Here is a 24,200-nt window from a genome sequence, read left to right on the forward strand (position 1 = left end):
GAGCCGACGTCCTCTTCGCGATGCTCCGAGACGGCACCTTCTACGAACCCCAGCCCGCCCCATCACCTTGACCAAACCCATAGGGGCACCCCCCCGGCCTCCCCTCCGGTCTCCCAGCGGTCTCCCCCCGGTCTCCCGCCGGGGCGGGCGGGGCCGGAGGGACGCGGAAGGGTCCTGCGTGAGCTAATGCACGGTATGAGCTACTTCATGACCGATCTCTCGGGCACCTCCGTCGAGGCGCCCGACGAAGCGACGATGCGTACGATCCTCGACGGCCTGGCCGACGCCGACGACGAGCACCCCGATGTCTCCCTGACCCATGAGAACAGCTGGTCACTGAGCGCCTTCCCGAGCGGCGAGCTGCTGTGGCTGCTGTGGGAGAACCTGGACGACCCCGACGCTCCCCCGCGCCAGCTGTCCGGCGTCTCCAAGGACGAGGTGCTGCGCCTGTTCGCTCTGCTCGCGACCGGGGACACGGCGGAGATCGAGCGCCTGGCCAGTGCCTGAGGGACGTACGGCAGCGGCGCTCGGCGCGTGAACGGGCGAGCCGCTGTGCCGGGGCCCGGCCCTTCCACGCCACCGGGCCGGGCCCCGCAGGAGTGAGGCGGGGTTCAGACCCTGCGGCCCGCCCGCCAGACCTCGCTCACCAGCGGGACGCCGGGCCGGTAGGCGAGGTGGACGTGCGAGGGCGCGTCCAGGAACGCGAGGTCGGCACGGGCGCCCGGGGACAGCCGGCCGATGTCGGTGCGGCGCAGGGCCGCGGCTCCGCCCGCGGTCGCCGACCACAGCGCCTCGTCCGGTGTCATCTTCATGTCCCGCACGGCGAGCGCGACGCAGAACGGCATCGAGGACGTGAACGACGAGCCCGGGTTGCAGTCGGTGGACAGCGCCACGGTCGCCCCGGCGTCCAGCAGCCTCCTGGCGTCGGGCCACTGGGCGCGGGTGGAGAACTCGGCGCCGGGCAGCAGCGTCGCGACCGTCGTGCTGTTGGCCAGCGCGTCGACGTCCGCGTCCGTGAGGTGGGTGCAGTGGTCGGCGGACGCCGCCTCCAGCTCCACGGCGAGCAGCACGCCGGGCCCGTAGGTCAGCTGGTTGGCGTGCACGCGCGGCAGCAGGCCCTTGGCCTTGCCCGCGGTGAGGATCGCGCGCGCCTGGTCCCCGTCGAAGGCGCCCTTCTCGCAGAAGACGTCGACCCAACGGGCATGCGGGGCGCAGGCGTCCAGCATGTCGCCGGTGACCAGGGCGACGTATCCGGCCGGGTCGTCGGCGTACTCGGGGGCCACGATGTGTGCCCCGAGGTAGGTGACCTCGTCGGTGTGCTCGGCCGCGATGCGCAGGGCGCGGGCCTCGTCGTCGACGGTCAGGCCGTAGCCGGACTTGGTCTCCAGGGTGGTGGTGCCCTGCCGCAGCGCCTCGGCGAGATAGCGGGCCACGTTGGCGCCCAGCTCTTCGTCGCTCGCGGCGCGGGTGGCGGCGACGGTGGTACGGATGCCGCCTGCGGCGTAGGCCTGGCCGCTCATGCGGGCGTTGAACTCCTGCGTCCGGTCGCCCGCGAAGACGAGGTGGGAGTGGGAGTCGACGAAGCCGGGGATGACGGTGCGGCCCCGCGCGTCGACGGCCTCGTCGGCGGCCGGGGCGTCGGCGGTGCGTCCGGTCCAGGCGATCGTGTCGCCGTCGATGACGAGGGCGGCGTCCTGGAGGAGGCCGAGGGGGCCGTCTCCCCGTTCGGGGTCGTTGGTGACGAGGGTGGCGATGTTCTGTACGAGGGTGCTGGGCATGGCTTCCTTTCTATCCCCCACCCCGCCCCTTCCCGAGACCCGCCGGGGGTGGATGCACACCCGCGGGCCAGGCGTGGCTGGTCGCGCAGTTCCCCGCGCCCCTGACGCGCCCCTGACGGGCTCCTGCTGAGGCATACCCAACCCGTCCGGCATTCGAGGACGAGCGCCCTTGAGGCGCGAACGGGGTCTGGGGCGGAGCCCAAGGTCTTTCCTTGCGCCCCCAAAGGGTTTGGGGAAGGGGCGGGGAGGGGCCCGGAACGGGGTCTGGGGCGGAGCCCCAGGGGTCAGGATCGTAGGGTGGTCAGGGCCTTGGACAGAGCCGACGGGACGTCGGGGACGAGGGTGTGGGTGCCGTCCCGCACGACCTGGCGGCCGCCGACCACGACGTGCCGGACGTCGGCCGCCGACGCCGCGAACACCGCGGTCTCCGCGGCGAGCCGAGGCACCGCCCCTGCCGTCCGGACGGAGTCCAGGGCGATCGTGGCCAGGTCGGCCAGGGCGCCCGGTTCGATGCGGCCCGCCTCGGACCAGCCGAGCGCCGCGTGCCCGTCGGCCGTGGCCGCCCGCAGCAGCGCCGCGGCCGTCCAGTGGCCCCGTGTCCGGGTGCGCAGGCGCTCGTCGAGCTCCATCGCCCGTGCCTCTTCGAGCAGGTCGATCACGGCGTGGCTGTCGCTGCCCAGCGACAGCGGGGAACCGGCCCGCTGGAGGGCGAGCGCGGGGCCGATGCCGTCGGCGAGGTCGCGTTCGGTGGTGGGGCACATGCAGGTGCCGGTGGCGGTGGAGCCGATGAGGGCGATGTCCCCGTCGGTGAGGTGCGTGTTGTGGACGCCGGTGGTGCGCGGCCCCAGCACCCCGTGCTCGCAGAGCAGCTCGGTCGGCGTCATCCCGTACGCGTCGAGGCAGGCCTCGTTCTCCGCGGTCTGCTCGGAGAGGTGGACGTGCAGCGGGGCCCGGCGCTCCTCGGCCCACCCGGCGACCGTGCCCAACTCCCGTGCGGGGACGGCCCGTACGGAGTGGATGGCCGCGCCGATCCTGGCGTGGCCCTGCTCTTTGAGGCCCGAGCAGCGTTCCGCCCACGCGTCGGCGGTGCCGTCGCTGAAGCGCAGCTGGTGCCGGTCGGGCGCGGCGCCGAAGCCGGAGGACAGGTACGCCGTGTCGAGCAGCGTGATCCTGATCCCCGCGTCGGCGGCCGCGGCGATCAGCGCCTCGCCCATCGCGTTGGGGTTGTCGTAGGGGATGCCGCCCGGCGCGTGGTGCAGGTAGTGGAACTCGCCGACGGCGGTGATCCCCGCGAGCGCCATCTCCGCGTACACCGCGCGGGCGAGCGCGTGGTACGAGTCCGGGGTGAGCCGGGAGGCGACCTGGTACATGGTCTCGCGCCAGGTCCAGAACGTGCCCGAGCCGACCTGCACCGTGGAGCGCAGGGCGCGGTGGAAGGCGTGCGAGTGGGCGTTGGCGAGGCCGGGAACGGTGAACCCGCGCAGCACGACGGCGCCCGGGGGCGGTGTCTCGACTCCCTTGCGGACGGCGGAGATCCGGCCGCCGTCGGCGACCTCCACGACCACGCCCGGCTCGACGTCGGGGTCGAGCCAGGCGTGTTCCAGCCAGTACGTCACCTGCACGCCAGGCCCTCCAGTACATCGGCGAGTGCGAGCACCCCGGCGACACAGTCGTCCTCGCCGGCGTACTCGGCCGGCGAGTGCGAGACGCCGGTCGGGTTGCGTACGAACAGCATGGCGGTCGGGATCGAGCCGGAGAGGATTCCGGCGTCGTGTCCGGCCCCGGTCCCCAGGACCGGTGCGGCGCCGCCGAGGATCTTGGCGATCTCGTCGCGCAGCGCGTGCTCGAACTCCACGACGGGTGTGAACGACTCCCGTACGACGGTGAGGTCCACGCCGTCACGCTCGGCGCGCTCCCTCGCGGCGTGCTCGATCGCGGCGACGACGGTGTCCAGGGTGGACTGGTCGGCGGCGCGCGAGTCGAGCCAGCCGCGCACGAGGGAGGGGATGGCGTTGACGCCGTTGGGCTCGCAGGAGATCTTGCCGAACGTGGCGACGGCGCCCGCGAGTTGGGCCTCTCGACGGGCGGCGAGGACGGTCTCGGCGTACGTCAGCATCGGATCGCGGCGGTCGACGAGGCGGGTGGTGCCGGCGTGGTTGGCCTCGCCGGCGAAGTCGAACCGCCAGCGGCCGTGCGGCCAGATGGCGGAGGCGATGCCGACGGCGTCGCCGCTGAGGTCGAGCGCCCTGCCCTGTTCGACGTGCAGCTCGACGAACGCGCCGATGCGGGCGAGGCGTTCGGGGTCGGGGCCGATGGTGTCCGGGTCGTACCCGGCCCGCTCCATCGCCTGCGGGAGGCTGATCCCGTCCTGGTCGCGCAGGCGGTGCGCGGCCTCGACGGTGAGCTGTCCGGCGGCGAGCCGGGAGCCGACGCAGGCGAGGCCGAACCGGGCCCCTTCCTCGTCGCCGAAGTTGGTGATGGCGAGAGGCCGGGTCAACTCGGCGCCTCTCCTTCGGAGTTCATCGAGCGCGGCGAAGGACGAGACGACGCCGAGGGGGCCGTCGAAGGCGCCGCCGTCGGGGACGGAGTCGAGGTGCGAGCCGGTGACGACGGCGTCGCCGGCCTCGGGGTCGCCGGCCCAGGCCCACTGGTTTCCGTTGCGGTCGAGCTCATAGGTGAGCCCGCGGGCCTCGGCCTGCGCCCGGAACCAGGCGCGGCAGTCGGCGTCGGCGGCGGTCCAGGCGTGGCGGCGGTAGCCGTGGGTTGCGCTGTCGCGGCCGATGGGGGTGAGCTCGCGCCACATCTCGTGGAAGGTGGCTCCTCCCCCACCCCGCCCCTTCCCGATACCCTCCGGGGGGACGATGCCGGGTGCGGGCCGTGCGGGGCGGGTGGAGCCCCTGGCAGGGTCGGGAGCCGCCATCCCGGCATCTTCAGCCCGTCCGGCGCTTGAGGCCGAGCGCCCTCCAGGCGCGAAGGGGGCCTGGGGCGCAGCCCCAGCAACCCCGCCTTCACCCGTAGACCGTGCGGGGCCGGTCGCGCAGTTCCCCGCGCCCCTGACGGGCTCGGCCTGGGCGGCATGCTCAGCAGCGGCCACCTCAGCCCGTCCGGCGATTGAGGACGAGCGCCCTTCAGGCGCGAAGGGGGCCTGGGGCACAGCCCCAGCAACCCCGCCTTCACCCGCAGACCGTACGGGGCCGGTCGCGCAGTTCCCCGCGCCCCCGGCGGGCTCGGCCTGGGCGGCGTGCTCAGCAGCGGCCACCTCAGCCCGTCCGGCGCTTGAGGACGAGCGGGCTTCAGGCGCGAACGGGGGCTGGGGCGGAGCCCCAGGGGACGGGTCCGGGGTCACTCGGAGGCACCCTCTCGCATGGGGACGCGGACGCCCTTCTCCGACGCCACCCGCTCCGCCACGTCGTACCCCGCATCTACATGCCGAATGACACCCATCCCGGGGTCATTGGTGAGGACACGCCGGATCTTCTCGCCGGCCAGCTTCGTGCCGTCGGCCACCGACACCTGCCCCGCGTGGATGGAGCGGCCCATGCCGACACCGCCACCGTGGTGGATGGACACCCAGGACGCGCCGGAGGCGACGTTCACCATGGCGTTCAGGAGCGGCCAGTCGGCAATCGCGTCCGACCCGTCGAGCATCGCCTCGGTCTCGCGGTACGGAGACGCGACCGACCCGCAGTCCAGGTGGTCACGGCCGATCGCGAGGGGCGCCGCGAGCGTGCCGTTGGCGACCATGTCGTTGAACATGTCGCCCGCCTTGTCCCGCTCGCCCTGGCCGAGCCAGCAGATCCGCGCGGGCAGACCCTGGAAGTGGACGCGCTCGCCGGCCATCTTGATCCAGCGGTGCAGGGACTCGTTCTCCGGGAAGAGCTCCAGCAGCGCCTTGTCGGTCTTGTGGATGTCGGACGCCTCACCCGAAAGCGCCGCCCAGCGGAAGGGGCCCTTGCCCTCGCAGAACAGCGGGCGGATGTAGGCCGGCACGAAGCCGGGGAAGGCGAACGCCCGCTCGTAGCCCGCGAGTTGGGCCTCGCCGCGGATGGAGTTGCCGTAGTCGAAGACCTCGGCGCCGGCGTCCATGAAGCCGACCATCGCCTCGACGTGCTTGGCCATGGACTCACGGGCGCGGGTGGTGAACCCGGCCGGGTCCTTCGCCGCGTACGCCGCCATGTCGTCGAAGTCGACGCCGAGGGGCAGGTAGGCCAGCGGGTCGTGGGCCGAGGTCTGGTCGGTCACGATGTCGATCGGGGCGCCTTCGGCGAGCATCCGGGGCAGGAGCTCCGCCGCGTTGCCGAGCAGGCCGATCGACAGGGGGCGGCGGGCGTCGCGGGCCTCCACCGCCAGCTGGAGCGCGTGCTCCAGGGAGTCGGCCCGCACATCCAGGTAGCGGTGCTCGATGCGGCGCTCGATGGCGCGCGGGTCGACGTCGATACAGATCGCGACGCCGTCGTTCATCGTGACGGCGAGCGGCTGGGCGCCGCCCATGCCGCCGAGGCCGGCGGTGAGCGTGATCGTCCCGGCGAGGGTGCCGTTGAACCTCTTGGCGGCGACCGCGGCGAACGTCTCGTACGTGCCCTGGAGGATGCCCTGGGTGCCGATGTAGATCCAGGAGCCGGCCGTCATCTGGCCGTACATGGTGAGGCCAAGGGCCTCAAGGCGGCGGAACTCCTCCCAGTTGGCCCAGTCGCCGACGAGGTTGGAGTTGGCGATCAGGACGCGCGGCGCCCACTCGTGGGTCTGCATGACGCCGACGGGCCTGCCGGACTGGACCAGCATCGTCTCGTCCTGCTTGAGGGTGCGCAGCGTACGCACCATCGCGTCGAAGGAGCGCCAGTCGCGGGCGGCCTTGCCGGTGCCGCCGTAGACGACGAGCTGGTCGGGGTGTTCGGCGACCTCGGGGTCGAGGTTGTTCTGGAGCATGCGCAGCGCGGCTTCCTGCTGCCATCCCAGGGCGCTCAGTTCCGTACCGCGCGGTGCCCGTACGGGGCGGGGTCCTGACATGGCGATGCCTCCTCGTGACCTGATCCAGATATTCACATCCTGGGTCACTGAATAGAACTAGTCAATACGTAGCGCGCCCCTGCACTCCGGCCCGCCCGGTGATTGGCTTGATCGCATGACTGCCCCGGCAACGCCCTCCACAGCCGCGAGTGATGCCGCCCGGCGCCGCGCACAGGCCGTGCGGGCCGCGGTGGAACAGGGCCTCGTCGGGCCCGACGCCCCCATCGTCGCCCTCCTCGACACCACCGGCATGCGCGCGGGCGCCGCCGCCCTGCGGGCCGCCTTCGCCGACGCCACCGACGCTCCCGTGCTGCACGCCTTCGCCGTGAAGGCCTGCCCGCTGGTGCCGGTCCTGCGGCTGCTGCGCGAGGAGGGGCTCGGCGCCGAGGTCGCGAGCCCGGGCGAGCTGGCGCTGGCCAGGGCCGCCGGGATGAGCGCCGCCGACACCGTGCTCGACTCCCCCGCCAAGACCCCGGCCGAGCTGCGCGAAGCGCTCGGCCTCGGCATCGCCGTCAACGCGGACAACCCCCAGGAGCTGGCCCGCCTCGACGCGCTGGTGGACTCCGCCGGGACCGCGTCGCCGCTCGGCATCCGCGTCAACCCGCAGGTGGGCGCGGGATCCATCGACGCCCTGTCCACGGCGACGGCCACGTCAAAGTTCGGCGTGGCACTCCTGGACGACGGGGCCCGCGACTGGGTCGTCAGGGCGTACGCCGAGCGCCCGTGGCTGACCCGGCTGCACACCCACACCGGGTCGCAGGGCGTGGCGCTCCCCCTCATGGCCCAGGGCGTCCGGGCCGCCTACGAGCTCGCCGAGGAGATCAACGCGGCGGTGGGGCGCCGGCAGGTCGACACCCTCGACATCGGCGGCGGACTCCCGGTCAACTTCGGCTCCGACGAGGAGACACCGACGTACGCCGCGTACGTCCGCGTCCTGAAGGAGACGGTGCCGGGTCTGTTCGACGGGCGGTACGCGCTGGTGACGGAGTTCGGCCGCTCACTGCTCGCCAAGCACGGCACGGTGCTCGCACGCGTCGAGTACGCCAAGCGCTCGGGCGGCCGGCCGATCGCGGTGACCCACGCGGGGGTGCAGATCGCCGCCCGCACCGTGTACGCGCCCGCGTCCTGGCCGCTGCGGATCGAGGCGTACGACGCGAAGGGCCGCCCCAAGCCGGGCCCGGCCGTCGCGCAGGACGTCGCGGGACCGGCCTGCTTCGCCGGTGACCTGCTCGCCGAGAACCGCCCACTGCCGCTGCTCGAACAGGGCGACTACACGGCGGTGCTCGACACCGGCGCGTACTACTTCGCACACCACTATTCCTACAACTCCCTTGCCAGACCGGGAGTTCACGGTTTCACGGCCACACCCGACGGCGTCCGGTTCGCGACCGTACGCAGCCCGCAGTCCGTCGAGGACCTGGTCACGGAGGCGGGCGGCGCCCACGCGGACGCCCTGCTCTGAACGGGTGGGCCGCGCCCCTCAGCGGCGCCGGGCCCCGCCGGGCGCGGCGTCGCCCGCGCCGGGCCCCGTCGCCCGGAAGCCCCGTACGCCCTTGCCGACCGGCGCACCCCGCGGCACCCAGTCCGTCCTGACCCACAGCAGCGCGTCGCCCGTACGCTCCAGACGGCCGAGCCAGACCGCCTTGAGCCACAGCCCGACGCCCGCGCCGGCCATCAGCAGACCGCCCGCGCCCGGCAGCGCGAAGGAGGAGCCGGCCGCCGCGACGAAGGCGAGCACCAGCCACCAGCGCCGGGCCCGCCGCCAGGTGCGCACGGTCACGGAACGGACCTGGAGGAAATCCGCCTTGGCGGCGCGGGAGGCGGCCTTCGCGAAGTGCGCGTAGCGGCGGCGCCGGGCCAGGAGCACCGCGGCCGCCGTGAGGAGGAAGAGCGCCGCGCCCGCGAGCAGCCCGATCCGGCGCCCGGTGAGGCTCACCGGCAGCACCGCACCGATGCCCGCCGCGAGCAAACCGAGCCACCACAGCGGGGCCGCCCCGGCCCGTACGATCACCGCCACGCGCGCCAGCGCCTGCCCTCCGCGACTCACGGTCCACCTCCATGCGCTCGAACAACTGGCGCGGACGATAGCCGGGCAATCTGAGCGGTTCGTGAGAGAGCGCGCCATCTGCGACCCGGCTGCGCGCCGGTGGGCGCAGGCGCCCGCGCAGTTCCCCGCGCCCCTCAACGTCTCGGTGCCGGGCGGCAGGGGCCACCTCCCCGGCAACCCCGCTGTCGTCCGCGGACCGTGCCCGCTTCTCGCGCAGTTCCCCGCGCCCCTGAACCACCCGGCGCAAGCCGGGCTCCGGGGCGGAGACCCAGGGGGTTGGGGCCTGCGGGTCACTCCACGAACAGGCTCCGCGCCGCGGCCTGCGCGTCGAACTCCTCCAGGCGGGCCTGCGCGTCGGGCAGGGCGTCACACATCGCTTCGAGCAGGACCCGGCCGAGCAGCATCGGCGCGCACGCCGTGTCGAACGCGAGCCCCGTGCCGACCGCCGCCGGGATCAGCAGGTCGCTGTGCTTGGCGACCGGCGCGAACGCCGAGTCGGCGACCGTGACCACGGTGAGCCCGGCGGACCGCGCGTACGCCAGCGCCTCGACGACCTCCTTGGGGTGGCGCGGCAACGCGAAGCACAGCAGGGCCGAGGCCCCGGCCCGCAGCGCCGCGTCGATCCGGTCGGCCAGCATCGTGCCGCCCTCGTCCAGGAGGCGTACGTCGGGGTGGACCTTGGCGGCGAAGTAGGCGAAGCCACGCGCCTGCGAGGAGGCGGCGCGCAGGCCGAGCACGGGAAGCGGCCGGGAGGCCGCGAGCAGCCGGCCGGCGCTCTCGACCGGACCCGGGTCGGCGAGCAGGCCCGCCAGGTGCTGAAGGTTCTCGATCTCGGCGCGCACCGCCTGCTGGTACTCGTTGTACGAGGTCTCGGCGACCTCGCCTGCCGGTACGGGGGCCACGTCGCGCAGGTGGCGGCGCAGCGCCGGGTAGCCGTCGAAGCCGAGGGCGACCGCGAACCGGGTCACCGACGGCTGGCTGACCCCGGCGAGTTCGGCGAGTTCGACGCTGGACAGGAACGGCACATCGGTGGCCTGGCGCACCATGCAGTGGGCGATGCGCCGCTGGGTCGGCGTCAGCCGGCGCCCCTCGAAGAGCTGTTGCAGCCGTGCGGCAGGGCCCTCGCTCATGCCGTCCCCCTTCATACGTCCACGTCCTTGAACCGGTCGAGCAGTGCGGCCGCCCGGTCGTCGGCGGCCGCCGGGTGTACACGGGCGCCCTCGTCGAGCCCGGCCCCCTCGCGCGCGAAGGCCCGCACGTCCGGGAGCCTCGGCGCGGGACACGCCCCGCCTCGGCGCAACGCCCGTACCCCTACAGCGAGTTGGCCCCCCACCTCACGCCACGACACCCCACCGGGCCGCGGTGCCCGACGGGTTACGGGCGAGGCCGAACCTGCCCGGTCCCCGACGCCCCGAGAGAGTACAGCGTGGTCGCGCGCGGCCGGGGCGGCGCGGACCCGCAGCGCATCACCGGGGACGGCGCGGGCCGGGCACGCCACGATCCCCCCACCCGCCGGGGGCGGCCCGCAACCGGCCGCCGCCGACGCCGCATCCCGCGCGGCGTCCACGACGTGGGACGACAACATGCGCGAACACCACCATTTCCGGACGGGGAACCAAGGGGCCGGGTGCGAACCATTGACAAATTATTCAGCCACCCAGAACTCTGCATGACCATATACAGCCGGGCAACCCCGCTCCGCCTTCTCCGCCTCCTCGTCGCGAAGGAGCCCATCCCCCCCATGGCCGAACCAGTCGAATCAGCCGGATCAGCCGGGCGAGCCGGATCAGCCGCATCAGCCGGGTCAGCCGGATCGGAAGGGCGAGCCGCCGGCCTCGTCGAGCGGCGCTCCATCGACCTCGTCCCGGACGCCGAGCGCCACGGCACCCCCTTCAGCCAGTTCACGCTGTGGCTGGGCGCCAATCTCCAGATCACCGCCGTCGTGACCGGCGCCCTCGCGGTGGTGTTCGGCGGCGGCGCGTTCTGGTCGCTCCTCGGTCTGGTCGCCGGCAACCTGCTCGGCGGCGCCGTGATGGCGCTGCACTCGGCGCAGGGCCCCCGGCTCGGGCTGCCGCAGATGATCTCCTCGCGGGCCCAGTTCGGCGTGAAGGGGGCGGTGGTCCCGCTGCTCCTGGTGATCGTGATGTACGTCGGGTTCTTCGCCAGCGGCACCGTGCTGGCCGGCCAGGCGGTCGGCGAGCTCACCCACCTCGGCGAGACCCCGGGCATCGTGATCTTCGCGCTTGTCACCGCGGTGACGGCGACGATCGGCTACCGGGTCATCCACACGCTGGGCCGGGTGGCGAGCGTGATCTGCGCGCTGGCCTTCGTCTACCTCGGGATCCGCCTGCTGGACCGGATCGACCTGACGGCGGTCCTGCACGACCGCGCCTTCCACCTGCCGATGTTCCTGCTCGCGGTCTCGCTCTCCGCGTCCTGGCAGCTCGCGTTCGGCCCGTACGTCGCGGACTACTCGCGCTATCTGCCGCGTACGACCAGCGCCCGTGCCACGTTCTGGTGGACGCTGGCGGGCTCCGCGCTCGGCTCGCAGTGGTCGATGACCTTCGGCGTCCTGGTCGCGGCGACCGCGGGCGACGCCTTCCTCGCCGACCAGGTCGGGTACGTCGTCGGGCTCGGCGGCGCCGGCCTGATCGCCTCGTTCCTGTACTTCACGATCGCGCTCGGCAAGCTCACCATCAACGTCCTCAACACCTACGGCGGGTTCATGTCGATGGTGACCGGCATCGGGGGGTTCCGGGGCCACAAGACGGTCGGCCCGCGCGCCCGCGCCCTCTACATCGCGGGCATCATGCTGGCCGGCACGGCGGTGGCGCTCGCGGGCAAGGACTCGTTCCTGACCTCGTTCAAGGACTTCCTGCTCTTCCTGCTGACCTTCTTCACGCCGTGGTCGGCGATCAACCTGGTCGACTACTACCTGATCTCGCGCGAGCGCTACGACATCCCCGCGCTCTTCGACGCACGGGGCCGGTACGGCGCCTGGCGCTGGGACGCGCTGTCCGTGTACGTCATCGGCGTGCTGGCCCAACTCCCGTTCCTGGCCACGAGTTTCTACACCGGCCCACTCGTCGCACCGCTCGGCGGCGCGGACATCTCCTGGATCGTGGGGCTCGCCGTCCCTGCGGCGCTCTTCTTCGTACTGGCACGAAGGAGGAATACGGGGGATACCCCCACTGCGGACGGGGCGCCGGCTCCGTACCGTGAAACGCATGGATGCCCGTGACACCGAGCCCCGGCCCAGTCTCGTCAAGGACCCCGAGCTCAAGAAGGAACTCGACGCCACCCTGCACGCCCGCAGGGAGCTCGGCCCCGACTACGAGACCGCGCTCGTCGACTCCTTCCTTGAGAAGGTCGAGCAGCGGGTCGACGGTTCGGTGGACCGCCGGGTGCGGCGGCAGCTGGCGGAGCAGCAGATGGTCGTGGCGCGGGGCGGGCGTTCCGCGGGGGGTGGCGCGGACGGCAACTTCGGTGAGCGCTTCGGCTTCGCCATGGTCTCGCTGATCCTGGCGATTCCGCTGTCCGCGATCGGTGGGGCGCAGGGTGGGCTCAAGGGGCTGGTGGTGGCGTGGTGCGGGATCGTGGGCGTCAACGCGGTGCATGCGGCGCATCGGTGGCCGTGGCAGTTGTTCAAGCGGTCTGGGGCGGACGGGTGACCCTCGGCTCCGCCGGTGAACCCCGGGGGGTTCGCCCACCCTCCCCCAAGCTCTTAAGGAGCAGGGGGACCCCCATCCCGTGCGGCTACTTGAGGGTGCAGCCCCCTGGGGCTCCGCCCCAGACCCCGGGCGGGTTTTCCCACCCACCCGCCCGTGCGGCTACTTGAGGGTGCGGCTCCCTGGGGCTGCGCCCCAGACCCATGCGGGGGCTCCGCCCCCTGCACCCCCGTTCGCGCCTGAACGGCGCTCGTCCTCAATCGCCGGACAGGCTGAAGATGCCCATGCAGGCCAGCACGTCCCCTGCACCAGTGCTGTTTGTTAGGGGCGCGGGACTGTGTCATGGCGCGGCTCCGCCGCGGTGGCCGCGAGAGGCGATTCCGGGAGCCCTACAGGGGCGCGAGGAACTGCGCGAGCAACCGCCCACAGTCCGCGGCCGGAAGGGGGTTTGGGGGCGCGAGGAACTGCGCGAGAAGCGACCACGGCCCGCAGGCGCGGGAGGGTTTGGGGGGCGCGGGGAACGGCGCGAGCAACCGCCCACGGCCCGCGGTCGAAAGCGGGTTCAGGGGCGCGAGGAACTGCGCGAGAAGCGACCACGATCCGCAGGCGCGGGAGGGTTTGGGGGGCGCGGGGAACGGCGCGACCAGCCACACACGGCCCGCAGACGCGAGGGAGTTCAGGGGCGCGGGGAACTGCGCAGCCAGTCCGCGTCGGCCGGCCGCCCGCAGGGGCCGCCGCACACCCCCGGGGGCTCCCGGGGGCCGGGACGACGGCAGCCCCCGCGAGGGACGCGGACCCGGCGCATGCCGGGCCCGGCCCCGGGCGCCTCGGGGAAGTCCGGGAGCCGCTCCGGAGGTTCCCGACGCCACTGGTGGCATCGGCCGAGTCCCCTGCCCAGGGTCCCCCGCCGACACCCCCCACTCTGCACGCCGAGTATTAAGTGGATGCTGCGCGAACATGTCATGCGCGTACCGGTTGCGCGACGTCACCGGCTTGACCACGACGGTCGACCCACGACCCGCACGGCCCACGCGGGCAGCCCGTGACCCGTGACGCAGGACGGAAGCCCGGCCCGACCACGCGGCCGGGCCGAGCCCGGCCGAGCCCGGCCGGGGCGCTGCGCCGGCCAGGGCGTCGCGGGGCGCGCCCGGCTACTTCGCGGTGCGTGCCAGGAACGCCAGCAGGTCCTGGCGGCTGACCACACCGGTCGGCTTGCCCTCGACCAGCACGATCGCCGCGTCGGCCCGTCCGAGCACCGACATCAGGTCGGCGACCGGCTCGCCCGAGCCGACCTGCGGCAGCGGCGCGCTCATGTGCTTCTCCAGGGCGTCGTCCAGCGCGGCACGCTGCGTGAACAGGGCGTCGAGCAGCTCCCGTTCGACGACCGAACCGATGACCTCCGCGGCCATCACGTCGGGGTGCCCCGCGCCCGGCTTCACGATGGGCATCTGCGAGACGCCGTACTCGCGCAGCACCTCGATGGCCTGGCCGACCGTCTCCTCGGGGTGCATGTGCACCAGCGAGGGAAGGTGACCGGCCTCCTTGAAGCCGAGCACGTCGGAGACGCGCGCCGAGGGGCCGCCCTCCTCCAGGAAGCCGTAGTCCGCCATCCACTCGTCGTTGAAGATCTTCGACAGGTAGCCGCGGCCGGAGTCCGGCAGGAGCACGACCACCACGTCGTCGGGGCCAAGGCCCTCGGCGACCTTCAGCGCGCCCACGACGGCCATGCCGCAGGAGCCGCCGACCAGCAGGCCCTCCTCCTTGGCGAGGCGGCGGGTCATCTGGAAGGAGTCCTTGTCGGACACGGCGACGATCTCGTCGGTCACGTTCTGGTCGTAGGCGGTCGGCCAGAAGTCCTCACCGACGCCCTCCACCAGGTACGGCCGGCCGGAGCCGCCGCTGTACACGGAACCCTCCGGGTCCGCGCCGATGATCCGCACCTTCCCGTCGCTGGCCTCCTTGAGGTAGCGGCCGGTGCCGGTGATGGTGCCGCCGGTGCCGACGCCCGCGACGAAGTGGGTGATCTTCCCCTCCGTCTGCTCCCACAGTTCGGGACCGGTGGTCTCGTAGTGCGAACGGGGGTTGTTCGGGTTGCTGTACTGGTCCGGCTTCCAGGCGCCCGGCGTCTCACGCACCAGGCGGTCGGAGACGTTGTAGTACGAATCCGGGTGCTCGGGGTCGACGGCGGTCGGGCAGACCACGACCTCGGCGCCGTACGCGCGCAGCACGTTGATCTTGTCCGTGGAGACCTTGTCAGGGCAGACGAAAATGCACTTGTAGCCCTTCTGCTGGGCCACGATCGCCAGGCCGACACCCGTGTTGCCACTGGTCGGCTCGACGATGGTGCCACCGGGCTTGAGCGCGCCGGACTGCTCCGCCGCCTCGATCATGCGGACGGCGATCCGGTCCTTCACCGAGCCGCCCGGGTTGAAGTACTCGACCTTGGCCAGGACTGTCGCCTGAATGCCCTGGGTCACACTGTTGAGCCTCACCAGCGGGGTGTTGCCTACGAGGCTGATCATCGAGTCGTGGAATCGCACCGTTGTCTCCGGGTCTCCGATTAGGTACCGCCAGCGTATGCGGACCGCGCGGGGGTGTTCACCTTTGCGCTGGATTGAGCGGCACCCGCTACCGGGCAGTTAGCTGGTGTACGACTGCAAGCTCCTGGGAGGTGGCGGTGGCGGGGACTCTGTCGAGAGCGAGGGTGGCACGGCGGATCGCGACGGGCGCGGCGTTCGGCGGTGGCGGCATCGGGCTGCTCGCCGGAGCCGCGGTCGGTGTCGTCCTGGCCGAGCTGGCCCTCGCGAAACGCACGGTGGGCGGCGCGGGTGCCTCCCCGCAGGTCCCGAACGCGGACGGGCTGTACGGGACCGCGTACGCGGACGGCACACCGCCGCTCAGGCTCGGCATGCTGGGCGATTCCACGGCGGCCGGCCAAGGCGTGCGCCGAGCGGGCCAGACACCGGCCGCGCTGCTGGCCTCCGGGCTCGCTGCGGTCGCCGAGCGCATGGTCACGCTGCGGAACGTGGCGCTGCCCGGTGCCCGCTCGGACGACCTCGAACGTCAGGTCTCCGTCCTGCTCGCCGACCCGGCACGCACCCCCGACGTCTGCGTGATCATGATCGGCGCGAACGACGTCACCACCCGGATGGCGCCCACCACCTCGGTGCGCTACCTGTCGACCGCCGTACGCAGGCTGCGTGGCGCGGGAGCCGAGGTCGTCGTCGGCACCTGCCCCGACCTCGGCACCATCGAGCCCGTCTACCAGCCGCTGCGGTGGCTGGCCCGCCGGGTCTCGCGCCAGCTCGCGGCGGCGCAGACGATCGTGGTGGTGGAGCAGGGCGGCCGCACGGTCTCGCTCGGTCATCTGCTCGGCCCCGAGTTCGCGGCGAACCCGCGGGAACTGTTCGGGCCCGACAACTACCACCCGTCCGCCGAGGGATACGCCACCGCGGCGATGGCGGTGCTGCCCACGCTGTGCGCCTCGCTCGGCCTGTGGCCCGAGTCCGACCACCCCGACGCCTCGCGCGACGAGGACATCCTGCCGGTGGCGAAGGCGGCCTCGGCCGCGGCGGCGCAGGCAGGCACGGAGGTCACCGGGGCACGCGCGCCCTGGGCCCTCCTCAAACACCGCCGCAGACGGCGCCTGCCCACCCCGGTGGAGCCCACCCCCAACGGCTCCCACACCCGGCCGTAGGGCGCAGACCGGGCCCCGGGGGGCGGCCGTAGGGCGCAGACCGGGCCCCGGGGGGCGGCCGTAGGGCGCAGACCGGGCCCCGGGGGGCGGCCGTAGGGCGCAGACCGGGCCCGGGGGGGCGGGCCTCTGGGCCCGGGCTCCGGGGGCGGTTCGCCCGGCCGTAAGGCGGGGGCCGACCCCGGCAGCAGTCCGCCCGGCCGTAAGGCGGGAGCCGACCCCGGCAGCAGTCCGCCCGGCCGTAAGGCGCAGACCGGGCCCCGGGGCGGTTCACCCGGCCGCGGGGCGTGGGGCGGGCCCCGACGGGGGCGTTGGGCCCCATCCCCGTACGCCGGGCACCCGCACCCGCACCCGCACCCGCTCACCTCACGTCACCGCACCTCACCTCACCTCACCTCACTGAGCGACCGCTTAGAAAAGAGTCCCGCATCACACGCCACCCCGGATGACCAATCCAGTACGTACGGGTAACTTCCCAGGGAGTCCTGCCTTCCCATCCCCTGGAGCCGTGATGCCCGAAGCCGTGATCGTCTCTGCCGCCCGTTCCCCCATCGGCCGCGCCTTCAAGGGTTCCCTCAAGGACCTGCGCCCGGACGACCTGACCGCCACGATCATCGAGGCCGCACTCGCCAAGGTGCCCGGCCTCGACCCGCGCGACATCGACGACCTGATGCTCGGCTGCGGCCTGCCCGGCGGCGAGCAGGGCCACAACCTCGGCCGCATCGTGGCCGTGCAGATGGGCATGGACCACCTGCCGGGCTGCACCATCACCCGGTACTGCTCGTCCTCGCTCCAGACCTCCCGGATGGCGCTGCACGCCATCAAGGCGGGCGAGGGCGACGTGTTCATCTCGGCCGGTGTCGAGATGGTGTCCCGCTCCGTCAAGGGCAGCAGCGACGGCCTGCCCGACACCCACAACCCGCTGTTCGCGGACGCCGAGGCGCGCACCGCATCCGTCGCGCAGTCCGAGGGCGCCGACTGGCACGACCCGCGCGAGGACGGCCTGGTCCCGGACGCGTACATCGCGATGGGCCAGACCGCCGAGAACCTGGCCCGCCTCAAGGGCATCTCGCGCCAGGAGATGGACGAGTTCGGCGTACGGTCGCAGAACCTCGCCGAGCAGGCCATCAAGAACGGCTTCTGGGAGCGTGAGATCACCCCCGTCACGACCCCGGACGGCACCGTGGTCAGCAAGGACGACGGCCCCCGCGCGGGCGTCAGCGTCGAGGGTGTGGCCGGCCTCAAGCCGGTCTTCCGCCCGGACGGGCTCGTCACCGCCGGCAACTGCTGCCCGCTCAACGACGGCGCCGCCGCGCTCGTGATCATGAGCGACACCAAGGCGCGCGAGCTGGGCCTGACCCCGCTGGCCCGCATCGTCTCCACCGGCGTCACGGGCCTCTCGCCCGAGATCATGGGGCTCGGCCCGGTCGAGGCGTCCCGCCAGGCACTCAAGCGCGCCGGGCTGACCGTCGACGACATCGACCTCTTCGAGATCAACGAGGCGTTCGCCGCCCAGGTGATCCCGTCCTACCAGGACCTCGGCATCCCGCTGGACAAGCTGAACGTCAACGGCGGCGCCATCGCGGTCGGTCACCCCTTCGGCATGACCGGCGCCCGCATCACCGGAACGCTGATCAACAGCCTCCAGTTCCACGACAAGCAGTTCGGCCTGGAGACCATGTGCGTCGGTGGCGGCCAGGGCATGGCGATGGTCATCGAACGCCTCAGCTGACATCGGGCCGTTGGGCGGCCGGAGCGCTGTGTTGACCGTGCGTCGACGCAGAGTTGACGGCCCGGCCGCCCCCAACGGAACGCGGAGTCCGACCCCTGGCCCCCTGACCAGGCCTCTCGTCTCCCACAGGCCACTCACAGCCAATCGTTCCGCGTCCTAACCGTGACCGAATCTCCCCCAGGATGTGACGTATCTCCTGCCGGAGGAGTATTTTCGCAGGTCACATTGGTTGCGGCAGTAAACCCCAGGCCCAAAGACCTGTCCATTTCGTGACGTAATGCACTGACAGCAGGGGCGGGCTCACGACAAGCTGATGTAGGAAGTCGGGGAATCGTTTGAATCCGGGAGTACGTCAGTGAGCGCCATGCCTCTTGCCCTGCTGCTGACCACGGCCGCTGCCACGGCCGTGGGCGCCGCTGCCCTGCACGCCGCCCACGGGCTGCGCAAGCAGGTCGTGGCCCTGCGCGAAGACCTGGCAGCCGCCCGAGCCGAACACCACACCGACCACCACGTGAGCCTGCCCCAGCAGGCCCGCTCCACCGGGACACCGGCCGCCGAAATACGGGCCGCCGTCGCGGAGGCGCTGGCCGAGGAGCGCGAGCGCGAGCTGGCCGAGGCGCGTGCCTTCTGGGCCGCCCAGGAGGCCAGGGACGCCGCCGACGCGCCCTCTCCGATGCTGGGCGGGCTCGCCGGGCTCGGCGAGGACGCCGCGTTCTTCCTGCCCCGCCAGGCGGACTTCGTGGGCCTTGAGTCCGAAGCCCTGGAGATGGTGGAGGAGTTCCCCGAGGACTCCCCCGAGCTGGCCGCCGCCCGCCGACGCCACCCCTCGCACCCCGACTTCGTGCCGGCCCAGACGCCCGTCGTCGCCGACCACGAGGCCACGGTCTCCCGCCTGGAGGAGCTGGCCGAGTCCCGTACCGCCCTCGCGGACGTACGCCCGGGACCGCTCGGCACGCTCGACGTGTACGTCTTCGCCGACGGCACCACCCTCTGCATGACCCCGGGCCACCGCGAGACCTCGGAACGGCTCGCGGGGGCCCTGCGCGACGGGCAGACCCCGGTGCTGCTCGGCGGTTCGGGCGTGTCCGGTGCGTACGCGCTGACCTTCTCCTGCGGCGAGGAGAGCGTCTACATCCTCGCGGACCGGGTCATCGCCTCACTCTGAGCGGCGACTTGAGGGTGCGACTCCCTGGGGTCCGCCTCGGGGACGGGGCTCTGCCTCAGGTCCTGGACGCCCATGACGATTTGGTATGCCAGGCATCCCAGGGGTACCTGGCGTACCTGGGATGCGCACCCTGCCAAGGTCAACCCCGCCAGGGGCGCGGGGAACTGCGCGACCAGCCACGCACGGTCCGCACCTCGCCCATCTCCCGCAGGGTTTCGGGAAGGGGCGGCGTGGGGCAGCGGCCCCCGAAGCCAGCCGAAGGCCCGAAGCCAGCCGAAGGCCCGAAGCCAGCCGAACGCCCGGCGCCAGCCGAACGCCCGGCGCCAGCCGAACGCCCGGCGCCAGCCGAACGCCCGGCGCCAGCCGAACGCCCGGCGCTAGCCGAACGCCCGGCGCTAGCCGAACGCCCGCCCCGCCGCCGCTTCCACCAGATCCACGGCCCCCTCCGGCTCCCCGCCGGGCGGCGTCTTCGCGGTGTGCAGGGCCTGCGCCAGATCCCTTCCGGCGACCATGACTTGGTCCGCCACCGTGAACACGCCCGCGTCCGGCATGAGCAGGGGCGCGCGCTTCGGGTTCTCGACGCGTTGCGCCCTGAGGGACAACTCCCGTGCCAGGGCCAGCCCTTCGGCGGCCGCGCCACGGCGGAGGCGGCTCTCGGGAGCGGCGCGCAGCCGGTCGGCGAAACGGTCCACGGCCAAGATCAGGGGGTTCACATCGAGCACGCCGCGACCCTACGCGCCCGTCCCGCACTGTTGCCAATACGCGAACCCTCAGGCACGGTGCAGTGAAGGCCAGTACGCGCAACGCCTCCGGAGGCGCCGATGTCCCAAGTCTTCTCCGAAGAGACCCATCGCAACCTGCTCTCCCGCATCCCCCATTGCACCGGTCGTGAAGTGTCCGACTGGCTCCGCACCGTCGAGGAAGGCCCCTCCCTCTTCCGTTTCGAGGAGAAGGTCAGCTGGCTCCGGAGCGAGCACGATCTCGCCTATGGGCACGCCAAGGCGATCATCCATGAGTACGACCTGAGGCGGGCCGCGCGCCGGCTGCTCTAGCTCCGGGAGGAACCGACCGGCTTTCCGCGTCCGCGCGGCGAGTGCACCGCCCCTTCGCCCCGCCGGCCATCAGGCCGTCGGGGCGAAGCGCTGAGCCTCCGCCAACTTGACTCCACAGGTCAAAGGGCTGGAGTGACCGGTTCTCGGGGTGCTCGTGCTGGTCGTCGGCGGCACCGCCAACCGCGTCCTCGGCGTCCTCGGCGTCCTCGGCGTCCTCGCCAACGGACGCGCACCGGTCGAGCACGGCTTCGCCCACGGCGATTTGGAGTGTCCCGGCACCCGGCGTACTGGACCCATGCCAGTGACCCATTGAGCCGGCTTCCGTCCGGTCCCCCGGAACCCGTATGCGTCAGGGCTGAATGGTTTCCAGGTCCTCAAGGAGGCTGGAGTGGGTCGGCTGCCACCCGAGGGCATCGCGGGTGTGGGCGCTGGACGCCGGCTGGTCCATGGCGAAGATCGGGCCGAACGGGCCGAAGTTCTCCCGCGGAACCTCCTCGACCGGCAGGCCAAGTCGCCGGCCGATGACTGTGACGATGTCCCGCACCGCGTCGCCCTCGTCGCCGACGGCGTGCCAGGCCGTCCCGGCCGGCGCGGACTCAAGGGCCAGCCGGAACAGGACGGCTGCGTCGAGCGCGTGCACGGCCGGCCAGCGCTGGGTGCCGTCGCCCGGGTAGCCGGCCACCCCGGTGCGGCGCGCTTGATCGGTCAACAGGCCGGCGAATCCGCCCTGGCCCTCGTTGTGGACCGTGCGCGGCATGCGGACAGCCATGCTGCGCACACCGCGCGAGGCGAGGTCCAGCAGCGCATTGACCGAACGGCCCCGACCAGCCACCGGTCCGTCGGTCGGCAGCGGATCGGCCTCGGTTGAGGCGCGCCCCGGCACCCAGGGCGTCCCGGAGACCGTGACGATCGGCCGGTCGCTTCCGATGAGTTCCTGCCCCAGCGTGGCGAGAGCGGCGCTCTCCTCGGTGATGGCCTGCGCGAGAGCGTCCGGACTGCTGTAGTCGCGTCCGAACGCCAGACTGATCACGCCGTCGCACTGCGCTGCGCCGGACCGCAGGACGTCTAGGTCCGCCAGGTCTCCTCGCAGCACCTTGGCACCAGCACTTTCAAGGGCCTGCGCGGAGCCGTCCGAGCGAGCCAGTGCGAGAACGGTGTGGTCGTTGCCCAGGAGTTCGGCGACGACGGCTGAGCCGATGGTGCCGGTACCGCCGGTGACGAAGACATGCATGAGCTCTCCCTGAAAGTGATGGGACCATTGTCCCATCACCGACCCTACACGGTGACGGGACAGGTGTCCCATCGCCTATCCTGGTCGCATGGCTAGATGGCAAGCGGGGGCGGCCCAGCGACTCGTCGTTGCGGCGGTCGACCTGTTCACCGAGCAGGGGTACGACGCCACCACGGTGACGCAGATCGCCGAGCGCGCCGGTGTCACCAAGAGCACCTTCTTCCGGCACTTCCCCGACAAGCGCGAGCTACTGGTCGCCGGCCAGGAGACGCTCAGCAGGCTGCTCGCCGACGGCATCACCGAGGCCCCTGCGAGCGCCAGCCCGCTCCAGGCGGTAGCAGCCGGTCTCGAACGCGCATCGAGCGCCATGGGACCGGCGAACCGCGAACTCGGCCCCCGCCTCAAAGCAGCCGTGGCAGCCAGCACCGAACTACAGGAGCGCGACGCCCTCAAGAGCGTCGGTCTCGCGGCCGCCATGACAGCCGCGCTCATCGCCCGTGGCGTCCCCGGCCCGACCGCGCACCTCGCGGGCGAGCTGGGAGTCCTCGCGTTCAAGCGGGGATACGCCCAGTGGTCCGAAAGCGAGCGTGACGACACGGAAGGGCTCGCGCCACATGCACTGGCAGCCCTGGAAGACCTGCGTGCGGCCACGGCATCACTGGGCTGACCCATGCGGCTCGGCCGGCGGCGCCACATGCACTGCGGCGCCCGTCGACTGTTTCCGAGACGCCCAGCCCTTCCCGGCAGACCTCACCTCCCAGCCAATCGCTGACAGACGACCTACTGCGCAGACAGCCACCCAGGACCAGCGTGAGCACCCCCGAGGGCCGGTCACGCCAGCCCTTTGACCCGTGCTTTTAAGTGGGCGGAAGCTCACCGCCCCCCGCAAGCCACCGGCCCGCACCTCGGCCATTCCCGACCGCACCCCGAACCCACCCGGTCCACTCCCGGTCGCAGCCCGACCGCACCTGGGCCGTATCCCGGTCGCACCCCGGCCACTCCCGGTCGCAGCCCGGCCGCACCAGGGCCGTACCCCGGCCGCAGCCCGACCCCACCTGGGCCGCACCCCAGTCGCAGCCCGACCACGCTTGGGCCGCACCCCGGCCACACCCGCGCACCCCGACCAATCCCGGCCGCACCCCGCCCGCCTCTGGCCGCACCTCAACCGCACCTGGGCCGCCCCCCGCGCACCCCCACCGCTACCAGCCACCCCGACCACCCCCACCCACCACCAGCCACCCCACCCAGCCCCCACCCACCCCCGCCCGCCCGCCCGCCCGCCTTCAGTAGGTGAACTCGCCCTCCCCGTAAGGGCTTTCACTGCTTTACCTCTTGACGCTCCGGACGCCGGGGAGCACAGTGACCGCGCAGCCCGTCGTTGAGAGCGCTCTCAGAGCGCTCTCTTTCCGAGAGAGGCACCCCCACATGCGCCCGTCACCCCACAGACGAAACCCCGCAAGGCGAGCCCTGACCGCCGTCCTCGCCACCCTCGGCCTCGCCGCCGCGAGCGCCGCCGTCGTCGCCCTGCCCGCCAGCGCCTCCGCCCCGCCGCCCCCCGCCGGCTGGTCCACCGTGTTCACCGACGACTTCAACGGCCCCGCCGGATCCGGCATCGACACCGCCAACTGGCAGTACACGACCGGCACCAGCTACCCCGGCGGCCCCGCCGGCTTCGGCACCGGCGAGGTCGAGACGATGACCTCCGCCACCAGCAACGTCGCTCTCGACGGCGCCGGGAACCTGCGCATCACCCCCCAGCGCGACGCCTCGGGCCACTGGACGTCGGGCCGCGTCGAGACGAAGCGCACCGACTTCCAGCCCCCGGCCGGCGGCAAGCTCCGCATCGAGGCGCGGCTCCAGATGCCCGATGTGACGGGCGCCGCCGCCAAGGGGTACTGGCCGGCGTTCTGGGCGCTCGGCGCGCCCTTCCGCGGCAACTACTGGAACTGGCCCGGCATCGGCGAGCTCGACATCATGGAGAACGTCCAGGGCCTCAACAACAACTGGTCCACGATGCACTGCGGCACCAGTCCCGGCGGCCCCTGCAACGAGACCACCGGCATCGGCGGTCAGAAGGCCTGCGACGGCGCGACCTGCCAGGGCGGCTTCCACACCTACGCCGTCGAGTGGGACCGTTCGGGTGCCACCGAGCAGATGCGCTTCTACCTGGACGGCGTCAACTTCCATACGGTCAGCCAGAACCAGGTCGACGCGGCAACGTGGACGAACGCCACCAACCACGGCTACTTCGTCATTCTGAACGTCGCCATGGGCGGCGGCTTCCCCGACGCGTTCGGCGGCGGCCCCGACGCCGGCACCCAGCCGGGCCACCCCCTGGTCGTCGATTACGTCACCGTGCGCCAGGCCGGAGGTTCCGGCACCAGCACACCGCCCACCACACCGCCGGCGGGCAACCGTGACGCGTACGGCACCCTCCAGGCCGAGTCCTACGACCAGCAGGCGGGCGTGGCCAAGGAGACCACCACCGACAGCGGAGGCGGCCAGGACATCGGCTCGATCGCCAACGGCGACTGGGCGCTCTACAAGGGCGTGAACTTCGGTACGAACGCGGCCCGCCAGTTCTCCGCCAGGGTGGCGAGCGGCGCGGCCGGCGGGGTCAGCGGCCTGGTGGAGGTACGCCTCGACAGCCGCGGCAACGCCCCCGTGGGCAGCTTCGCCGTGGCCAACACGGGTGGCTGGCAGAGCTGGCGCACCATCCCGGCGAACATCAGCGGCGTCACCGGCACGCACGACGTGTATCTGACCTTCACCAGCGGCCAGGGCGCCGACTTCGTGAACGTCAACTGGTTCGGCTTCGGGCACTGA

At 72.6% G+C, this 24,200-nt stretch carries 20 protein-coding genes; 11 read left to right on the forward strand and 9 right to left on the reverse strand.

The annotated features are described in order from the left end of the window. The first annotated feature begins 207 nt into the window (after positions 1-207). Positions 208-507: a hypothetical protein gene (locus tag ACGFW5_RS28955; RefSeq protein WP_393837254.1), complete on the forward strand. Its 300-nt coding sequence runs from the start codon at positions 208-210 to the stop codon at positions 505-507. Positions 508-611: 104 nt separating this feature from the next. On the opposite strand, the gene hutI is transcribed toward ACGFW5_RS28955, so the two are convergent. From hutI to hutU, 4 genes are all read right to left on the reverse strand, one after another. Next, the gene (gene hutI / locus ACGFW5_RS28960) at positions 612-1,778 is read right to left on the reverse strand and encodes an imidazolonepropionase (RefSeq protein ID WP_393837255.1); all 1,167 of its coding nucleotides are present in this window, start codon (positions 1,776-1,778) and stop codon (positions 612-614) included. Positions 1,779-2,062: 284 nt separating this feature from the next. Next, positions 2,063-3,400, reverse strand: coding sequence for a formimidoylglutamate deiminase (locus ACGFW5_RS28965; RefSeq protein ID WP_393837256.1), 1,338 nt, complete (start codon positions 3,398-3,400; stop codon positions 2,063-2,065). Beyond that, positions 3,391-4,581 (reverse strand): allantoate amidohydrolase, encoded by a 1,191-nt coding sequence (locus ACGFW5_RS28970; RefSeq protein ID WP_393837257.1) that lies wholly within the window; start codon positions 4,579-4,581, stop codon positions 3,391-3,393. Before ACGFW5_RS28970 ends, ACGFW5_RS28965 begins: the two co-directional genes overlap by 10 nt. Positions 4,582-5,120: 539 nt before the next feature. Beyond that, entirely contained in the window at positions 5,121-6,785 is a 1,665-nt protein-coding gene (gene hutU, locus ACGFW5_RS28975) for a urocanate hydratase (RefSeq protein WP_393837258.1), read from the reverse strand. Between the two features lie 115 nt (positions 6,786-6,900). Here hutU and ACGFW5_RS28980 point away from each other — a divergent pair, with 115 nt between their 5' ends. Beyond that, positions 6,901-8,247 carry a diaminopimelate decarboxylase gene (locus tag ACGFW5_RS28980; protein ID WP_393837259.1) on the forward strand — a complete coding sequence of 449 codons (1,347 nt, stop codon included), beginning with the start codon at positions 6,901-6,903 and terminating at the stop codon, positions 8,245-8,247. 18 nt (positions 8,248-8,265) lie between these two features. Here ACGFW5_RS28980 and ACGFW5_RS28985 read toward each other — a convergent pair whose 3' ends face one another. Together ACGFW5_RS28985 and ACGFW5_RS28990 are read right to left on the reverse strand one after the other, a co-directional pair. Beyond that, positions 8,266-8,832, reverse strand: a complete 567-nt coding sequence (locus tag ACGFW5_RS28985) for a hypothetical protein (RefSeq protein ID WP_393837260.1) — start codon at positions 8,830-8,832, stop codon at positions 8,266-8,268. 290 nt (positions 8,833-9,122) lie between these two features. Then, complete coding sequence (locus ACGFW5_RS28990; protein ID WP_393837261.1) at positions 9,123-9,962, reverse strand: MurR/RpiR family transcriptional regulator; 840 nt, start codon at positions 9,960-9,962, stop codon at positions 9,123-9,125. A 611-nt stretch (positions 9,963-10,573) separates the two neighbouring features. Here ACGFW5_RS28990 and ACGFW5_RS28995 point away from each other — a divergent pair. Both ACGFW5_RS28995 and ACGFW5_RS29000 read left to right on the forward strand, forming a co-directional pair. Continuing rightward, entirely contained in the window at positions 10,574-12,073 is a 1,500-nt protein-coding gene (locus tag ACGFW5_RS28995) for a purine-cytosine permease family protein (RefSeq protein ID WP_393837262.1), read from the forward strand. Further along, entirely contained in the window at positions 12,060-12,503 is a 444-nt protein-coding gene (locus ACGFW5_RS29000; protein WP_393837263.1) for a hypothetical protein, read from the forward strand. The genes ACGFW5_RS28995 and ACGFW5_RS29000 overlap by 14 nt, the downstream gene beginning before the upstream one ends. A 1,148-nt stretch (positions 12,504-13,651) precedes the next feature. On the opposite strand, the gene ACGFW5_RS29005 is transcribed toward ACGFW5_RS29000, so the two are convergent. After that, complete coding sequence (locus tag ACGFW5_RS29005) at positions 13,652-15,040, reverse strand: cystathionine beta-synthase (protein WP_393837264.1); 1,389 nt, start codon at positions 15,038-15,040, stop codon at positions 13,652-13,654. Positions 15,041-15,204: 164 nt separating this feature from the next. Between ACGFW5_RS29005 and ACGFW5_RS29010 the strand changes: the two genes are divergently transcribed. The 3 genes from ACGFW5_RS29010 (at position 15,205) to ACGFW5_RS29020 (ending at position 19,091) form a co-directional block, all read left to right on the forward strand. Continuing rightward, on the forward strand, positions 15,205-16,197 hold the full coding sequence (locus tag ACGFW5_RS29010; RefSeq protein WP_393837265.1) for an SGNH/GDSL hydrolase family protein: 993 nt from the start codon (positions 15,205-15,207) through the stop codon (positions 16,195-16,197). Positions 16,198-16,705: 508 nt separating this feature from the next. Continuing rightward, on the forward strand, positions 16,706-17,926 hold the full coding sequence (locus tag ACGFW5_RS29015) for an acetyl-CoA C-acetyltransferase (protein ID WP_393837266.1): 1,221 nt from the start codon (positions 16,706-16,708) through the stop codon (positions 17,924-17,926). 364 nt (positions 17,927-18,290) lie between these two features. Beyond that, positions 18,291-19,091, forward strand: a complete 801-nt coding sequence (locus tag ACGFW5_RS29020) for a hypothetical protein (RefSeq protein ID WP_393837325.1) — start codon at positions 18,291-18,293, stop codon at positions 19,089-19,091. 395 nt (positions 19,092-19,486) lie between these two features. On the opposite strand, the gene ACGFW5_RS29025 is transcribed toward ACGFW5_RS29020, so the two are convergent. Further along, positions 19,487-19,813, reverse strand: coding sequence for a hypothetical protein (locus ACGFW5_RS29025; protein WP_393837267.1), 327 nt, complete (start codon positions 19,811-19,813; stop codon positions 19,487-19,489). A gap of 99 nt (positions 19,814-19,912) precedes the next feature. Between ACGFW5_RS29025 and ACGFW5_RS29030 the strand changes: the two genes are divergently transcribed. Both ACGFW5_RS29030 and ACGFW5_RS29035 read left to right on the forward strand, forming a co-directional pair. Then, complete coding sequence (locus tag ACGFW5_RS29030) at positions 19,913-20,143, forward strand: DUF4287 domain-containing protein (protein WP_053725101.1); 231 nt, start codon at positions 19,913-19,915, stop codon at positions 20,141-20,143. Positions 20,144-20,291: 148 nt separating this feature from the next. Next, the gene (locus ACGFW5_RS29035; protein ID WP_393837268.1) at positions 20,292-20,456 is read left to right on the forward strand and encodes a hypothetical protein; all 165 of its coding nucleotides are present in this window, start codon (positions 20,292-20,294) and stop codon (positions 20,454-20,456) included. A 36-nt stretch (positions 20,457-20,492) separates the two neighbouring features. On the opposite strand, the gene ACGFW5_RS29040 is transcribed toward ACGFW5_RS29035, so the two are convergent. Next, entirely contained in the window at positions 20,493-21,374 is an 882-nt protein-coding gene (locus ACGFW5_RS29040) for an SDR family oxidoreductase (protein ID WP_393837269.1), read from the reverse strand. 88 nt (positions 21,375-21,462) lie between these two features. Here ACGFW5_RS29040 and ACGFW5_RS29045 point away from each other — a divergent pair, with 88 nt between their 5' ends. Both ACGFW5_RS29045 and ACGFW5_RS29050 read left to right on the forward strand, forming a co-directional pair. Next, positions 21,463-22,041: a TetR/AcrR family transcriptional regulator gene (locus tag ACGFW5_RS29045; RefSeq protein ID WP_393837270.1), complete on the forward strand. Its 579-nt coding sequence runs from the start codon at positions 21,463-21,465 to the stop codon at positions 22,039-22,041. Positions 22,042-22,799: 758 nt separating this feature from the next. Next, complete coding sequence (locus tag ACGFW5_RS29050) at positions 22,800-24,200, forward strand: glycoside hydrolase family 16 protein (protein ID WP_393837271.1); 1,401 nt, start codon at positions 22,800-22,802, stop codon at positions 24,198-24,200.

The organism is Streptomyces sp. NPDC048416, assembly GCF_043200435.1.
Taxonomy (GTDB): Bacteria; Actinomycetota; Actinomycetes; order Streptomycetales; family Streptomycetaceae; genus Streptomyces.

Excerpts from the sequence above, each read along its gene's own strand:
- ACGFW5_RS28955 (WP_393837254.1), top strand. The coding sequence starts at position 208 with ATGACCGATCTCTCGGGCACCTCCGTCGAGGCGCCCGACGAAGCGACG.
- hutI (WP_393837255.1), bottom strand. The coding sequence starts at position 1,778 with ATGCCCAGCACCCTCGTACAGAACATCGCCACCCTCGTCACCAACGAC.
- ACGFW5_RS28970 (WP_393837257.1), bottom strand. The coding sequence starts at position 4,581 with ATGTGGCGCGAGCTCACCCCCATCGGCCGCGACAGCGCAACCCACGGC.
- hutU (WP_393837258.1), bottom strand. The coding sequence starts at position 6,785 with ATGTCAGGACCCCGCCCCGTACGGGCACCGCGCGGTACGGAACTGAGC.
- ACGFW5_RS28980 (WP_393837259.1), top strand. The coding sequence starts at position 6,901 with ATGACTGCCCCGGCAACGCCCTCCACAGCCGCGAGTGATGCCGCCCGG.
- ACGFW5_RS28990 (WP_393837261.1), bottom strand. The coding sequence starts at position 9,962 with ATGAGCGAGGGCCCTGCCGCACGGCTGCAACAGCTCTTCGAGGGGCGC.
- ACGFW5_RS28995 (WP_393837262.1), top strand. The coding sequence starts at position 10,574 with ATGGCCGAACCAGTCGAATCAGCCGGATCAGCCGGGCGAGCCGGATCA.
- ACGFW5_RS29000 (WP_393837263.1), top strand. The coding sequence starts at position 12,060 with ATGGATGCCCGTGACACCGAGCCCCGGCCCAGTCTCGTCAAGGACCCC.
- ACGFW5_RS29015 (WP_393837266.1), top strand. The coding sequence starts at position 16,706 with ATGCCCGAAGCCGTGATCGTCTCTGCCGCCCGTTCCCCCATCGGCCGC.
- ACGFW5_RS29020 (WP_393837325.1), top strand. The coding sequence starts at position 18,291 with ATGCCTCTTGCCCTGCTGCTGACCACGGCCGCTGCCACGGCCGTGGGC.
- ACGFW5_RS29030 (WP_053725101.1), top strand. The coding sequence starts at position 19,913 with ATGTCCCAAGTCTTCTCCGAAGAGACCCATCGCAACCTGCTCTCCCGC.
- ACGFW5_RS29040 (WP_393837269.1), bottom strand. The coding sequence starts at position 21,374 with ATGCATGTCTTCGTCACCGGCGGTACCGGCACCATCGGCTCAGCCGTC.
- ACGFW5_RS29045 (WP_393837270.1), top strand. The coding sequence starts at position 21,463 with ATGGCTAGATGGCAAGCGGGGGCGGCCCAGCGACTCGTCGTTGCGGCG.
- ACGFW5_RS29050 (WP_393837271.1), top strand. The coding sequence starts at position 22,800 with ATGCGCCCGTCACCCCACAGACGAAACCCCGCAAGGCGAGCCCTGACC.